At 32.4% G+C, this 15153-nt stretch carries 16 protein-coding genes; 11 read left to right on the forward strand and 5 right to left on the reverse strand.

Going from position 1 to position 15153, the window contains the following annotated elements:
* The first annotated feature begins 100 nt into the window (after nt 1–100).
* Nucleotides 101–505 carry a DUF1573 domain-containing protein gene (locus tag V1T75_RS14495; RefSeq protein WP_330489217.1) on the forward strand — a complete coding sequence of 135 codons (405 nt, stop codon included), beginning with the start codon at nt 101–103 and terminating at the stop codon, nt 503–505.
* A 45-nt stretch (nt 506–550) separates the two neighbouring features.
* Here the strand turns inward: V1T75_RS14495 and V1T75_RS14500 are convergent, their stop codons facing one another.
* Nucleotides 551–1891, reverse strand: coding sequence for an aspartyl protease family protein (locus tag V1T75_RS14500; RefSeq protein WP_330489218.1), 1341 nt, complete (start codon nt 1889–1891; stop codon nt 551–553).
* A gap of 157 nt (nt 1892–2048) precedes the next feature.
* Here V1T75_RS14500 and V1T75_RS14505 point away from each other — a divergent pair, with 157 nt between their 5' ends.
* On the forward strand, nt 2049–3239 hold the full coding sequence (locus V1T75_RS14505) for a pyridoxal phosphate-dependent aminotransferase (RefSeq protein ID WP_330489219.1): 1191 nt from the start codon (nt 2049–2051) through the stop codon (nt 3237–3239).
* Nucleotide 3240: 1 nt separating this feature from the next.
* On the forward strand, nt 3241–4251 hold the full coding sequence (gene murB, locus V1T75_RS14510; RefSeq protein ID WP_330489220.1) for a UDP-N-acetylmuramate dehydrogenase: 1011 nt from the start codon (nt 3241–3243) through the stop codon (nt 4249–4251).
* Between the two features lie 46 nt (nt 4252–4297).
* On the opposite strand, the gene aqpZ is transcribed toward murB, so the two are convergent.
* Nucleotides 4298–4984: an aquaporin Z gene (gene aqpZ / locus V1T75_RS14515; RefSeq protein WP_330489244.1), complete on the reverse strand. Its 687-nt coding sequence runs from the start codon at nt 4982–4984 to the stop codon at nt 4298–4300.
* A 135-nt stretch (nt 4985–5119) separates the two neighbouring features.
* On the opposite strand from aqpZ, the gene V1T75_RS14520 reads away from it, so the two are divergent.
* Genes V1T75_RS14520 through lipA form a run of 6 tightly spaced genes read left to right on the forward strand, consistent with a single transcriptional unit; the run spans nt 5120 to nt 9314 of the window.
* Complete coding sequence (locus V1T75_RS14520; RefSeq protein ID WP_028892532.1) at nt 5120–5323, forward strand: hypothetical protein; 204 nt, start codon at nt 5120–5122, stop codon at nt 5321–5323.
* Nucleotides 5324–5357: 34 nt separating this feature from the next.
* On the forward strand, nt 5358–6461 hold the full coding sequence (locus tag V1T75_RS14525) for a glycosyltransferase (RefSeq protein ID WP_330489221.1): 1104 nt from the start codon (nt 5358–5360) through the stop codon (nt 6459–6461).
* Nucleotides 6452–7015: an RNA polymerase sigma factor gene (locus V1T75_RS14530; RefSeq protein WP_330489222.1), complete on the forward strand. Its 564-nt coding sequence runs from the start codon at nt 6452–6454 to the stop codon at nt 7013–7015. Before V1T75_RS14525 ends, V1T75_RS14530 begins: the two co-directional genes overlap by 10 nt.
* A 28-nt stretch (nt 7016–7043) precedes the next feature.
* Entirely contained in the window at nt 7044–7172 is a 129-nt protein-coding gene (locus tag V1T75_RS14535; RefSeq protein WP_330489223.1) for a hypothetical protein, read from the forward strand.
* A gap of 12 nt (nt 7173–7184) precedes the next feature.
* The gene (locus V1T75_RS14540) at nt 7185–8405 is read left to right on the forward strand and encodes an Nramp family divalent metal transporter (RefSeq protein WP_330489224.1); all 1221 of its coding nucleotides are present in this window, start codon (nt 7185–7187) and stop codon (nt 8403–8405) included.
* 39 nt (nt 8406–8444) lie between these two features.
* Complete coding sequence (gene lipA / locus V1T75_RS14545) at nt 8445–9314, forward strand: lipoyl synthase (RefSeq protein WP_330489225.1); 870 nt, start codon at nt 8445–8447, stop codon at nt 9312–9314.
* 236 nt (nt 9315–9550) lie between these two features.
* On the opposite strand, the gene V1T75_RS14550 is transcribed toward lipA, so the two are convergent.
* Both V1T75_RS14550 and V1T75_RS14555 read right to left on the reverse strand, forming a co-directional pair.
* Complete coding sequence (locus V1T75_RS14550) at nt 9551–10909, reverse strand: pyridoxal-phosphate dependent enzyme (RefSeq protein WP_330489226.1); 1359 nt, start codon at nt 10907–10909, stop codon at nt 9551–9553.
* A gap of 22 nt (nt 10910–10931) precedes the next feature.
* Nucleotides 10932–12167: an ABC transporter permease gene (locus tag V1T75_RS14555; protein WP_330489227.1), complete on the reverse strand. Its 1236-nt coding sequence runs from the start codon at nt 12165–12167 to the stop codon at nt 10932–10934.
* A 136-nt stretch (nt 12168–12303) separates the two neighbouring features.
* On the opposite strand from V1T75_RS14555, the gene V1T75_RS14560 reads away from it, so the two are divergent.
* On the forward strand, nt 12304–13560 hold the full coding sequence (locus tag V1T75_RS14560; RefSeq protein WP_330489228.1) for an exo-beta-N-acetylmuramidase NamZ family protein: 1257 nt from the start codon (nt 12304–12306) through the stop codon (nt 13558–13560).
* Between the two features lie 56 nt (nt 13561–13616).
* Nucleotides 13617–14105 (forward strand): hypothetical protein, encoded by a 489-nt coding sequence (locus V1T75_RS14565; RefSeq protein WP_330489229.1) that lies wholly within the window; start codon nt 13617–13619, stop codon nt 14103–14105.
* 1 nt (nt 14106) lies between these two features.
* Here V1T75_RS14565 and V1T75_RS14570 read toward each other — a convergent pair whose 3' ends face one another.
* Nucleotides 14107–15102, reverse strand: coding sequence for a PLP-dependent cysteine synthase family protein (locus V1T75_RS14570; protein ID WP_330489230.1), 996 nt, complete (start codon nt 15100–15102; stop codon nt 14107–14109).
* Between the last annotated feature and the right edge of the window lie 51 nt (nt 15103–15153).

Here is a 15153-nt window from a genome sequence, read left to right on the forward strand (position 1 = left end):
TCTATGAGGTACAGAAAATTAGAGGTTGTTTTTTTAGAACTTAAAGAAATAATACTAAATTTGTAGCGGTTAATACCCTAAAAAATTAATTTTTTACATTATGAAAACAATTTTATCATTTATCGCTGTTTGCTTTATTACCTTAACAGTAAGCGCTCAAGAATTTAAATTTGAAACTGAAACTATTGACTATGGGAAAATAGCTTATGGGTCTGAAGGAAAACGCGTATTTGAATTCACAAACATAGGTGATGCTCCTATCATTATTAAGGATATTGTATCTCCTTGTGGGTGTACAGTCCCTACTAAGCCAGAGGAACCAATTATGCCTGGAAAAAAAGGGCAAATTGAAGTTTCTTACGATACAAAAAGATTAGGTGGTTTCTCTAAAACGTTAACTGTTATTTCAAATGCTAAAAACAAAAGAAAAAGAGTTAAGATTAAAGGATTTATCGTAAAAGATGCTACTCCTGCCAAAGAGAAAAGTACAGTAAGCGATAGTTAAAAAACTACTCCATATAAAAAAAGCACAACAGATGTTGTGCTTTTTTTATATACGTTGTTCAAGCTTAAACACAAACTTAAGTTTTACGCCTACTCTTTCTACCTCCATTCTTATTTTCTTTCCTGGCTTTGTGTGAAACATGTCCATAATTTCGTTTAAGTGATATTCATGGGCAGCTTTTCCATTAATTTTCTTGATTACATCTCCTACTTGAAGTCCCGATGTAAACGCAGGTGAATTCTCTACTATTTTATCTATTTTGTACTTAGGCTTAAAACGATAAAAATAAGTACTTATTAAAGAAATTACATTGTTTTTAGATGTTTGATTGTTTGAATTGTAACTATCTACAAATTTTTCCAAAGCTTTTTCTTTAATTAATTCTTGTCCATCATATACAATGTGTAAACCACTCATATTGTAATAAAAGCCCTTATTTAATGAGGCATTTTTTTTGAGTATAACTCTTTTATTAGGGTAATCAATCCATACCTTAAAGCGCTTTAAAATCTCTCCACCAATACTCCCATTTCTTTCTTTAAACTGCCTAGCATTAAATGTAGACGACGAATCTAAAAAAGAGACCGTTGGTTCACTTATATTAAACTTTCCTATGGCTATTTTAGGAATTCTACTTCGATTCCCATAAATAGTTCCACTAAAACCTTCTCCAATTATGTCTTTGAAAAATTTCTTAGGTGTTTTTAATTCTTTTTTGGTTCCTTCAAACAACCATGCAGCATCACTCCCTCCTGTATCTATTAACAATTTAACTGGCAACATAGTGTTTGTTACCGTATCCACCTGCGCTGTTACATTTATATAGGGTTTGTTTCTAAAAAATTGTAACGGGAAACTTTCACACTTACTACATGCATTGAACTTAAATGTTTTAGGATTGTAAAAGTCAATTCGTTTATTTACATAGTTAATCTTAACTATAACATCTTTTAACAAATCGTACCCAATAATTCCGTGAATAGTGGTCCCCATTTTAGCAGAAATATCAAAAGCATCTTTTAAAATAACATATAAGCCTTGGTTAGAACTCGTAATGTTTTTAATTCTAAAATTATTTCCTCTAGAAAACAGGGCTTCAACTGGTTCTCCACTACCTAAACCTCTTATAAACACTTTCTTTACATTATTTAAACCAACACTATCTTTTGAGGTTAAATTGAATAAGATTGTTTTATTTACCCCCGTATCTAAGATAAATGATAACTGATGTCCATTAATTTCTAAGGGAATGACTACTAAATTATTTATTAATTGAAATCTTAAGGATTGTTTATCAGTTTCCTTGCCTAAAAACTGAAAATTTTGTTGAGCAAAGGCAGACACGCTAAAAAAAAGCGTTAAAAAGTATCGTACTAATCTATTCAAAAGAACTTATTTAATGGTTATATACTTAAAGATACAATCTTCATTTTAGAAATTCTGGTTTTTATGATTTTTTTAACCGTTTTTTTTCCAACAAACATTCCAATACTCTCAAATATATTTCGCAATTTTGCTTTTCAAACAACTAATTTATATTAAAATGCCATCAATTTCTAGTAAAGGAAATGCTATGCCTCAATCACCAATTCGCAAATTGGTTCCTTTTGCTGAGGCAGCTAAAAAAAAGGGGACAAAAGTGTACCATTTAAACATTGGTCAACCAGATATTAAAACACCACAAGTTGCTTTAGATGCTGTAAAAAATAATGCTATTGAAGTGTTATCGTATGCTAGATCTGAAGGTTCAGAAGAATACAGAACCAAACTAGCTAATTATTATGCTAAAAATGATATTCATGTAACTGCTAATAATATTATTGCGACTACTGGCGGATCAGAAGCTTTGTTATTTACTATTGGTAGTATTACCGATCCAGGAGATGAAATTATTATTCCAGAACCTTTTTATGCTAACTATAACGGTTTTTCTACTGCTTCGGGTGTTAAAGTAGTGCCTGTTATTTCTAAAATTGAAGACAATTTTGCCTTACCTGCAATTGAAGATTTTGAAAAGTTAATTACTTCAAAAACTAAAGCTATTTTAATCTGTAATCCAGGGAATCCAACTGGATATTTATACAGTAAAGAAGAAATTGAAAAGCTAAAACAAATTGTATTAAAACACGATTTATTTTTAATTGCTGATGAAGTATACCGTGAATTTACCTACGATGGTGAAAAGCACAATTCAGTCATGGCTTTAGAAGGACTTGAGCAAAATGCTATTATGATTGATTCTGTATCGAAGCGTTATAGTATGTGTGGTGCAAGAATTGGTTGTATTGTTTCTAAAAACGAAGCCTTTATTGGAACAGCTATTAAATTTGCACAAGCACGTTTAAGTCCGCCAACCTATGCTTTAATTGCCAGTGAAGCTGCTTTAGACACTCCTCAAAGTTATTTTGATGAAGTTATTGAAGAGTATGAAGATCGTAGAAATACCTTAATTTCTGAGTTACAAAAAATTGAAGGAGTAAAAGTTGCCAACCCAAAAGGGGCTTTTTACTGTGTTGCTGAATTACCAGTAAAGGACAGTGACGATTTTGCTCAGTGGATTTTAGAAAAATTTAGTGATAACAACGAAACCGTAATGGTAGCTCCTGCAAGTGGATTCTATTCTACTGAAGGGGAAGGAAAAAACCAGGTGCGTATTGCCTATGTTTTAAACAAAACTGATTTAAAGCGTTCTGTTGAAATATTAAAAATCGCCCTAGAAAACTATAATAGTTAATTTGAATATTCAAGAAAACATATCTTTAAAAGAATACAACACGTTTGGCATTGATGTAAATGCCAAACGTTTTGTTTCTATTACTTCTGTATACCAATTACAACAACTCTTAAAAGAAGAAAAAAATATCTTTTTAATTTCCGGTGGTAGCAACATGTTACTTACCAAAGATATTGAAATCCTAGTTGTACATATTGATATCAAAGGAATTTCTATCGATAGAGAAAATCAAGACAGCATTCACCTAACTGTAAATGCTGGCGAAAATTGGCATGAGTTTGTTTTATGGTGCGTTTCTCAAAACTATGGCGGATTGGAAAACTTATCTTTAATTCCTGGAAATGTTGGTACTTGTCCTATCCAAAACATTGGAGCTTACGGGGTTGAAGTAAAAGACACCATAACAAAAGTAGAAGCGGTTGAAATTGAAACAGGAAAATTGGTTTCTCTAGCTGCGGAAGAATGTCAGTTTGGATACCGAAATTCTATTTTTAAAAATAAAGCCAAGGGCAAGTACGTGTTAACTTCAGTTAGTTTTCAATTAACTAAAAACAACCATAAACTTAACACTTCTTACGGAGCAATAGCGTCTGAATTAACTTTAAAAGGAATTACAAATCCTACTATTAAAGATATTTCTAATGTTGTTATTGCTATTCGTCAGTCCAAATTACCAGATCCTAAAAAAATTGGTAATAGCGGAAGTTTCTTTAAAAATCCAGTAATTTCCAGAGAACATTTTGAAAAACTTCAGAAAAAATATCCTAATATTCCTAGTTATGTTATTTCTGATGCTGAAATTAAAGTACCTGCAGGTTGGTTAATTGAACAAAGCGGATTTAAAGGAAAGCGTTTTGGTGCCTATGGAGTGCATGAAAAACAAGCTTTAGTTTTAGTGAATTATGGAAGTGCTAAAGGAAATGAAATTTACGAGTTAGCACAAAAAATTCAGTATACTATTAAAAACACATTTGATATTGATCTAGAAATAGAAGTCAATATTATTAAATAAAAAAGGAGTGTATTAATACACTCCTTTTTTATTTCTACCTCTTTTGTTACTCTTTATCAAACAGGGTCTTATAAAGTAAACCTCCCACAATTGCTCCAACAATTGGTGCTACCCAAAACAACCATACCTGCGATAAGTAATCTCCTCCTGCAAACAATGCTTGACTCATAGAACGAGCTGGATTTACAGATGTATTCGTTATAGGAATACTAATTAAATGAATTAAAGTTAACCCTAAACCAATTGCTATTGGAGCAAAACCTTTCGGAGCATTTTTATGAATACTTCCTAAAATAATTAGCAAGAAAAACATAGTTAATAAAAACTCTGCTAAGAAGGCCGCTCCAATGTTATATCCTCCTGGAGATAACTCTCCATAACCGTTTGCAGCAAAGCCTCCTAGTGATTCAAAACTATCATTGTCTGATACTATTAAGTATAAAAAACTAGCTGCTAACACAGCCCCAATTAACTGCGATATAATATACGGCACTACTTCTTTAGCAGTATGATTTCCTCCAACCCATAAACCAATAGTAACCGCAGGATTGAAATGACCTCCAGAAATATGTCCTACAGCATAGGCCATTGTTAATACTGTTAAACCAAATGCTAAAGCTACTCCTGCAAAACCAATTCCTAATTCAGGAAAACCAGCGGCAAAAATGGCACTACCACAACCACCAAAGACTAACCAAAATGTTCCGAAGAATTCAGCAAAATATTTTTTAATATCCATATTTTTTTTAATTAATTGATTACATTATTAAGACCCTCAAACACATAAAAGTCACAATCTTATAAATCTCTCTTTATTTTATATAGAAAAACAGGAAGTTTGTATCTTTGCAATACAAAACAATACATCATGAAATTAATTTTTGTTACCATAGGATTATTAGCATTAGCATTTGCTGGAATTGCCATTAAAATTTGGGCAAAAAAAGACGGAGAGTTTGCTGGTACCTGTGCTAGTCAAAACCCAATGTTAAACGAAAGCGGTGAAGCTTGTGGATTTTGTGGTAAAACTCCAGACCAGTTCGATACCTGTAGTGAGCCTCAACATAATTAGGCAAACACTACCCAACTAACCTTTTACTCTCTTTATGATATTTACCATCCTGTTCTACACTTTTGTAGTAGTTACGGTTGTACAAGTAATGTATTATTTGTTCTTTTTTTCTTTTATTAATACAAGAAAAAAACTAGGAAACACGGAAGTAAATATCCCTGTGTCAGTAATTGTTTATATAAAAAACAATGTCGACATTTTAGCTAATTATATTCAAGACTTAGCCGAACAAAAATATTCTTGTTTCGAAATTGTTTTAGTAAACAATGCTTCCTCTGATAATTCTCTCAACATAATAGAAGAGCTACAGAGAGAACTTCCAAATATCAAGCTTGTAAATGTAAAAAACACAGAAGCTTTTTGGGGAAATAAAAAATATGCCTTGACTTTGGGTGTGAAAGCAGCCACTTACAATCATTTATTATTCACTGAAATTAGTAGTAAAGCTTTCTCTAAAAACTGGATTCATGAAATAGCTCGTAATTTTTCACAAGAAAAAACCATTGTTATTGGTCTTCAAAAACTAAGGTATAAGAAAAATTCATTGGGCAATCTTCTCATTCGTTTTGACCACTTACTTAAAACTGTACAATCTCTTTCTTTTGTTAAATTTCAGAGTCCTTACAGGGCTACAAATCATAACCTTGCCTATACTAAAAGTGAGTTTTTTAAAGTGAATGGATATATCAATCACATAAATCTTTTTATGGGGGAAGCGGATTTGTTTTTAAAAGATGCTTCGACAAATACAAACACTACTTATGTAAATACCCTAGATAGCTTCGTTGTTTCAACAGAACTTCTTTCTTTTAAAAAGTGGTTTTCTTTAGAAAAAAAAGCATCCATTCTTTTTTCTTTATATAAATTCAACCATCGTTTTTTTCTTTGGTTTTTCTACCTTACCAAGCTTCTTTTTTATCTTTTAGTAGGTTATGTAACTGTTGTTAACTGGAGATTAGCCTTGCCTTTTATAATTAGTTTTTATCTTATTCAATACATCGTTCTTGGAAGGTCAGCATCAAAACTCCATGAAAAAAATATTGTTTTATTACTCCCATTCCTTGATATTTGTTTAGTATTGCTACAAATTAGTATCTTTATATCAAATCAAATCTCGAAACCTAAGCATTGGACATAAATCAAGAAAAAGTACTCCTCCATATTCAACAAGCAAAAAAAGGAAATCAAATATCTTTTAATTATTTGTTAGATACTTTTTGGGGAACCGTGTACGCTTTTCAGCTTAAAAAAACCAAAAACGATAACGATGCTGAAGATATTACTATTCAAACTTTTTCCAAAGCTTTTGATAGAATTGAAACTTTTGATGAAAGCTATCAATTTAAAACTTGGTTGATTACAATTTCTAAAAACGTATACATCGATTTTCTTCGAAAGAAACAATCTACCATATATATGCAAACAACCGAAGAGCAAGAAAAAGAAGTGTACGCTGTTGTTGATGATGCTCCTTCTCCTGAAGATAAGATTATTACCGAACAAAACTTAGCAAAGCTTCTAAAGGACATTAAAAAATTAAAACCAAAGTATCAAGATGTCATCAATCTTCGTTACTTCCAAGAATTAAGTTATAGAGAAATTTCTGAGCAAATTGGGGAACCGATGAACAATGTAAAAGTAAAACTACTACGTGCCAAAAAATTATTAGCTGAAATAATAAAGAAATCATAAATTGCAAAACCATAAAAATCAAAACTTTATGATTTTACAGTTTAACGTAACAGGAAAATATTTACATAAAAAAGAATTTCAACCAAAAAGAGAAGAAAAAAAACATCTAGAAACTTTCTTTAAAAAGTTAAAAGATAGTGACTATTTAAACTTTTAAGCTCTCTTTTTCATGAAAAAACCCCTCTTAAATTTACTTGGTCCTGGAATATTGTTTGCTGGTGCTGCCATTGGTGTTTCTCATTTGGTACAATCAACTAGAGCTGGTGCCGATTTTGGCTTTGGATTGTTATGGGCTTTACTCCTAGTGCACATTATCAAATACCCATTTTTTCAATTTGGTCCTCGATATGCTACGGCAACTGGAGAGACTCTTCTCGATGGTTATAAAAGACTAGGTAAAGGAGTTTTAATCAGCTACTTTATCTTAAATCTTGCCACTATGTTTACCATTCAAGCAGCAGTTACTATTGTTACAGCCAGTTTAGCCTCTAATCTTTTTGGCATTTCACTTGATTTAGTTGCCTGGTCTGTACTCATTATGCTTATTAGTATTGTTTTATTAGGTATTGGTAAATACAAGTTCTTAGATAACTTAATGAAATACATTATTGCAATTTTAACCATTAGCACTATAGTTGCTGTTAACATTGCATTAGTTAAAACGGATAAAGGCTTTAGTTTTCAACAAATAGTTCCAAGCGGAACAGCTCAGGTTACCTTTTTAATCGCCTTTTTAGGATGGATGCCTGCCCCCTTGGATATTTCTATTTGGCATTCTTTATGGTCGGTAGAAAAAGACAAAACTACTTTTATAAAAATTAAACCCAAGCAAGCTATTTTTGATTTTAACGTTGGATATATTGGAGCCTTGTTTTTGGGAGTTTGTTTTGTTATGCTAGGTGCATTAGTTATGTATCAATCGGGAGAATCATTCTCTAGTAAAGGAACTATTTTTGCTTCTCAACTAATCAATTTATACACAAAAAACTTAGGAGAGTTCTCTTCTGTATTTATTGGAGTGGCGGCTTTTACAACCATGTTTAGTACTACTATTACCACATTAGATGCTTCCCCAAGAGCTATGGAAAAATCGTCGTTTTTACTTTTTCCGAGAACAATAAGGTTAGGGTATTGGTTTTGGTTAGTATTGTTAACACTTGGAACCTCTGTTATTTTGTATTATTTTTTAAGTGATATGGTATTTCTGGTACGAATAGCCACCGTTTTATCTTTTTTAACGGCTCCTTTTTATGCTATTCTCAACTATATTTTAATTACTGGTAAACACACACCTAAAAAATACAGACCCAATATAGGCTTGCGTATTTTGAGCCTTTTCGGCATAGTTTTTTTATTCGGATTTAGTATTTGGTTTTTACTTAGTTTATAAATCTTTTCTTCGTAAATTTGCTGTTCAATTTTTTATGGAATGGCAAACGAAACTTTAGCAACACCAGAAAGAACGAAAAAACCAAAATGGTTACGTGTAAAATTACCTGTAGGAAAAAAATATACGGAACTAAGAGGGCTTGTTGATAAATATAAACTAAACACTATTTGTACCAGTGGAAGCTGTCCTAACATGGGTGAATGTTGGGGAGAAGGTACTGCTACCTTTATGATTTTAGGGAATATCTGTACACGTTCTTGCGGGTTTTGTGGGGTTAAAACTGGACGTCCAGATACTGTAGAATGGGATGAACCTGAAAAAGTAGCTCGTTCTATTAAATTAATGAATATTAAACATGCAGTAATTACCTCTGTTGACCGTGATGATTTAAAAGATGGAGGTTCTATTATTTGGTCTGAAACTGTGCAAGCTATCCGTAGAGCGAATCCGAATACGACTTTAGAAACTTTGATACCTGATTTTCAAGGAGACGAAAAATTACTAGACCGTATTATTGAGGTAGCTCCTGAGGTCGTTTCTCACAATATGGAAACTGTTCGTCGTTTAACACGTGAAGTTCGTATTCAAGCTAAATATGATCGTAGTTTGGGAGTTTTAAAATACTTAAAAGACAACGGAATGCGTACTAAATCTGGAATCATGCTTGGTTTAGGAGAAACGGAAGACGAAGTAATTCAAACCATGAAAGACTTACGCAATGTTGGATTGGATGTTATTACTATTGGTCAATACTTACAACCTAGTAAAAAACACTTACCTGTTAAGGAATTCATAACACCTGAACAATTCAAAAAATACGAAACATTAGGGTTAGAAATGGGCTTTATGTATGTAGAAAGTGGTGCTTTAGTACGTTCTTCATACAAAGCACACAAACACGCTAGCTAACCTTAAATTAAAATATTCTTAACTTTTTAACGGTTTAACGTTAAAAAAATGTCAAATAATTAAAAATTAAAAAAAGTACGTCTTTTTATTTATAATTTTGGCACAGATATTGGAAACAACAATACCATAAGCAAGTAACATTGTTTTCATTGTGTAAATTATTTGAATTAGTTGATTAACAAAGAAGCCCGCTCAATTGAGCGGGCTTCCTGTTTTTGTATTTATAATAAAGCTATTTAAATAGCTCTAATAATATCATATTTAGTTATGATATGATGTTTACCGTTTTCTAAATCAACTAATACAGCTTGGTTCTCTTTATTAATTAACTTCGATACCTCATCAATAGAAGCTGATTTTTTAACCGTAGGGTACGCTTTACCCATTACAGCTTTAATAGGCTTTTCTGCTATGTTTTTATCTTCTAAATAACTATGTAATAATGCAGATTCATCTACAGAACCTACAAACCCATTTGTATCTCTTACTGGAATTTGTGATATTTTAAATGCACGCATTCTTTCGATGGCATGCGATACTAATTCTTCTGTTTGAACAGTTACCAACGGTTTATCTATATGATCTTTAATTAAATCTTCTGCTGTCGTAATTTCTTCTTCTAAGAAACCTCTATCACGCATCCAATCATCGTTAAACATTTTCCCTACATAGCGGCTTCCATGATCGTGAAATAACACTACCACTACGTCATCAGGTTTAAACTTATCTTTTAACTGTAACAATCCTTTAATCGCTGAACCAGCTGAATTCCCTACAAAAATACCCTCTTCTTTTGCTATTTTACGTGTATAAATAGCCGCATCTTTATCAGTGACTTTAGTGAATCCATCTATTAAAGAAAAGTCTACATTCTTTGGTAAAATATCTTCCCCAATTCCTTCTGTAATGTATGGGTAAATTTCATTTTCATCAAAAATACCTGTTTCATGGTATTTTTTAAAGACGGATCCGTACGTATCTACTCCCCAAATTTTAATATTGGGATTCTTTTCTTTTAAAAACTTCGCTGTACCTGAAACTGTTCCACCTGTTCCTACTCCAACAACAAAATGTGTGATTTTACCGTCGGTTTGTTCCCAAATTTCTGGTCCTGTTTGCTCGTAATGCGCTTGTGCATTTGAAGGATTGTCGTATTGATTCACATACCAAGAGTTTGGAGTTTCCTCCCCTAAACGCTTAGATACCGAATAGTATGAACGAGGATCATCTGGTTCTACATTCGTAGGGCAAACAACTACCTCTGCTCCTACTGCGCGCAGAATATCCATTTTCTCTTTAGACTGCTTATCTGAAATTACAAAAATACACTTGTACCCTTTTACAATGGCCGCTAATGCTAATCCCATCCCTGTATTTCCTGAAGTACCTTCAATAATAGTACCTCCTGGTTTTAAACGACCATCTGCTTCGGCATCTTCAATCATCTTCAGTGCCATACGGTCTTTTACAGAATTCCCTGGGTTAAACGTTTCTACTTTAGCCAATACCAAAGCATCTACTTCTTTTGTTACTGAGTTTAACTGAACTAAAGGTGTGTTACCAATAGTTTCTAATATATTTTTTGCGTACTTCATATCTAATTAATGTTATGCAAAACTAAGCAAATCGAATGGATTTTGAAGGGCGGATTTTTGTGATGATATACGAAGGAACAATTAGCATTAAAAAACACAATGCCAACGTACCTATATTCAACAATAAAATTGCTAAGAAATTAATATCTACTGGCATTGTTGACACATAATAAGTTTCAGGATCCAGACTTATTAACTTCGTATATTTTTGAATTAAAAGAATGCTAAGTCCAATAAGGTTTCCCCAGAACAATCCTTTTAAAATTAAGTAAGAAGCATTGTATAAAAATATTTTTCGGATACTCCAATTTACACTTCCCAATGCTTTTAAAATTCCAACCATTTGCACACGCTCTAAAATAAGAACCAACAAGGCTGTTACCATGTTTATACCAGCAACTAGTACCATGATTCCAATAATAAACCACACGTTATTATCTAAGAGTTTTAACCACTCAAAAATAGCGGGATAATTATTTACAATCGTAATACTATTTAAAGTTGCTCCAATGCTAGTATACACTTCATCTCCTTTTTCTTTTAGCTTATCATAATCATCAATCAATACTTCAAAACCTCCTACTTCAGTATCTTTCCAACGATTAATTCTTTGTACTTCTCTTACATCTCCCAGCAACATAATCTTATCAAACTGTTCAAAACCTGTATTGTATATTCCCACAATAATTGGTTTTCTAGATTTAAATTTCAAACTACTATTTTCGGCTCCAAACCAAGTTTGAATGGTATCATTTAGTTTAAAATGCAATCGGTTTGCTATGGATTCTGAAATTAGAATTTCTCGGTTTCTATCTTGCGTAAAATCTGGCAGGCGACCTTCAACCAAACACTCATTAAAAAAAGTAAAGTCGTAATCGGCCGAAACCCCTTTAAAAATAACTCCTTCAAAATCAGTTGGGGTTCTTATAATTCCCCCTACATTGGCAAAAGGTTGTACTTTTTTTATACCGTCAATATTTTTGAACTCTGGATAAAACTCTTGGTTAATATCAATCGGAACTGTAGAAACATCTGAATTGTTATTATCATAATTTACAATTTGAATATGTCCTTTAAAACCTGTCATTTTATCACGCACCTTATTCTGAAATCCTGAAGTAATTGAGACTGCAATTAACATAATAGCTACCCCCAGCGCAATTGCGATGGTTGCAATGGTAATAATTGGTGATGAAATACTGCTTTTATACTGTTTTCCAGCAATGATTCGTTTTGCTATGAATAGTTCGAAGTTCAAATGTTTTCTTTTTTACAAAACCAAAAGTAACTAATTCTTATGTAAAGAAAGAGAAGAATCCCTAGGTTTTAATTCTTTCACTTTTTTTATTCTTAAAAAACAGAAATCTGTACCTTTATCTTTTAATTTTTGATAGATGAAGCTTTCTTTTTATTCCATTTTTTTACTTTTTTTAGTAGTTAGTTTTCAATTTTCTTCTTGTGCACAACAGCAAAAAAAATCTACTGCTAAAGAAGCTATAAAACAAGAAGAACCAAAAACAATTAAAACGGGTGCTGATAGAACTACAGCCTACCTTCCTCTTTTAAAGAATAAAAATATTGCCATCGTGGCTAATCAGACTTCCGTATTACAAGTATTACAACGAGCAGAAGTTGCACCTAACATTATGGGTTCAGAAATGATACAACACCACTTAGTAGATTATTTACATAATTACGAAGGAATTAACGTGCAAAAAGTGTTTGCTCCAGAACATGGTTTTAGAGGAAAAGCTGATGCTGGTGAAGCCATAGCTGATGGAAAAGATGTAAAAACAGGCATCCCAATCATCTCCTTGTATGGAAAAAACAAAAAACCTTCACCAGAACAATTGAATGGAATTGATGTGGTTGTTTTTGATATTCAAGATGTGGGTGCTCGCTTTTACACTTATATTTCTACATTACATTATGTAATGGAAGCTTGTGCCGAGGCAAATATTCCTGTGATTTTATTAGATAGACCAAATCCTAACGGACATTATATTGACGGACCTGTTTTAGAACCTGAACACAAAAGTTTTGTAGGTATGCATCCTGTTCCTGTAGTTTATGGAATGACCATTGGGGAGTACGGGCAAATGATTAACGGTGAACAATGGTTAGCAAATGGTATTCAGTGTGACTTAACCGTAATTCCGTTAGAAAATTACACGCATCAATCAACCTATAGTTTACCGATAAAACCATCGCCTAATTTACCGAACGACATTTCAATTAACTTATACCCTAGTTTGTGCTTTTTTGAAGGAACTAATGTATCTGCGGGAAGAGGAACTGACAAACAATTTCAAATTTATGGTTCTCCACATTTAGAAAAATCTGACTTTAGTTTTACACCACAACCCAATGAAGGAGCAAAACATCCAAAACATAAAGAAAAGATGTGTTTTGGGGAAGATTTAAGCGCTTCTGAAAGCTTAATTAGCTTAAACCTTAGTTGGCTCGTAAAAGCACATCAACAGTCTCCTAAAAAAGACTTTTTTAATGCTTTTTTTACCAAACTAGCAGGAACTAAAAAACTACAACAACAAATCGAACAAGGACTTTCGGAAGAGGAAATTAAAGCAAGTTGGCAAGAAGGTCTAAATGACTTTAAAAAGGTACGTGAACAGTATTTGTTGTATGAATAATATACATATTGCCCCCACTAACTGTTAGTTCTATTTTTATAGTGTATTTAGTTTATATGAAAAAGATTTTTAAAAATAACAGAAGATTAAAATACACTGATTTTATCAATCAGTTTTTTATACTAATTCCCATAGCTTTATTCTGGTCTCTACTAATTGATTTAATTACGTGGTCAAAACCAGAGGTTATGGATATTATAAAATTTATAATAATCTTTGAATTTGCCATCATTATCAAAATATTTATCTACATCTCTAGAGTAAAATTAGATAGTATTTATATCGATTATGATAACCAAAGTTTGGTTATCAATAAATTTTTAGGTTTTAATTCTTGTAGAAAAACATCTTTAAAATTAGATGAATTAGTAGTTTCTAAAATAAATCACTCCCCATTTATATCTTTTACTTTGTTTGTCTCTTTCATTATTAAAGACAACAAAAATCAGGTTAAACTATCTTCTACTTGCTATTATATTCATGAAAAAGACATTAGGGTAATTCATAAAAAGTTAAGTACCCTGCATGGTATCAACTATTTATAAACTACAAAAACCCTTGTTCTTTCATCCACTTATTCGAATAAATCTTATTCATATAACGAGAACCGTGATCTGGTAAAATTACTACCACCACACTTTTTTCATCAAAAAATCCGTTATCGGCGTATTGTTGTGTAGCCTGTAAGGCTGCTCCTGAAGTGTAGCCTGCGAAAATTCCTTCAGTTTTCACTAACTCTCTGGCTTTTAATGCTGCTTCTTTATCGGATACTTTTTCGTAGACATCTACCACATCGAAATCGGTAGAAGTAGGAATTAAGTTTTTACCTAAACCTTCTATTTTATATGGACTAATTTCATTGGCATCAAATTCACCCGTTTCATGGTATTTTTTAATTACAGATCCCATCGCATCTACTCCTAAAATTTGAATATCAGGATTCTGTTCTTTTAAGTATCGTGCAGTTCCAGAAATCGTACCTCCTGTTCCACTTGCAGCCACTACATGTGTTACTTTTCCTTCGGTTTGTTCCCAAATTTCTGGTCCTGTACTCTTATAATGCGCTTCAATATTCAGCTCATTAAAATACTGATTGATATAAATAGACCCTGGATTTTCTCTATGCAATCGTTTAGCTACTTCGTAATACGAACGAGGATCATCAGGAGTAACATTTGCAGGACAAACATGCACTTCTGCTCCCATCGATTTTAGCATATCTATTTTATCTTGAGAAGACTTATCGCTCACTGCTAAAATACAGCGATACCCTTTTACAATACTAATCATTGCTAATGAAAACCCTGTGTTACCAGAAGTTGTTTCCACAATAATATCTCCTTCTTTTACAATTCCTTTCTCTTCAGCTGTTTCTATGATATGCAATGCAATTCGATCTTTAGCAGAGTGTCCTGGATTAAAAGCTTCAACTTTTGCATAGTAAGTACCCGGTAAATCTTGGGTAATGCGATGCAGTTGAATCATGGGAGTTTGACCTACTAAATCTATTATTGAATTGGTAATACCTTGATGTCTCTTCATTATAGTTTGTAAATAAGAAAAAGTGTCATTACGAAAAACGGACACGAAAAA

The sequence above is a fragment of the Tenacibaculum sp. FZY0031 genome, from assembly GCF_036350695.1.
Taxonomy (GTDB): domain Bacteria; phylum Bacteroidota; class Bacteroidia; order Flavobacteriales; family Flavobacteriaceae; genus Polaribacter.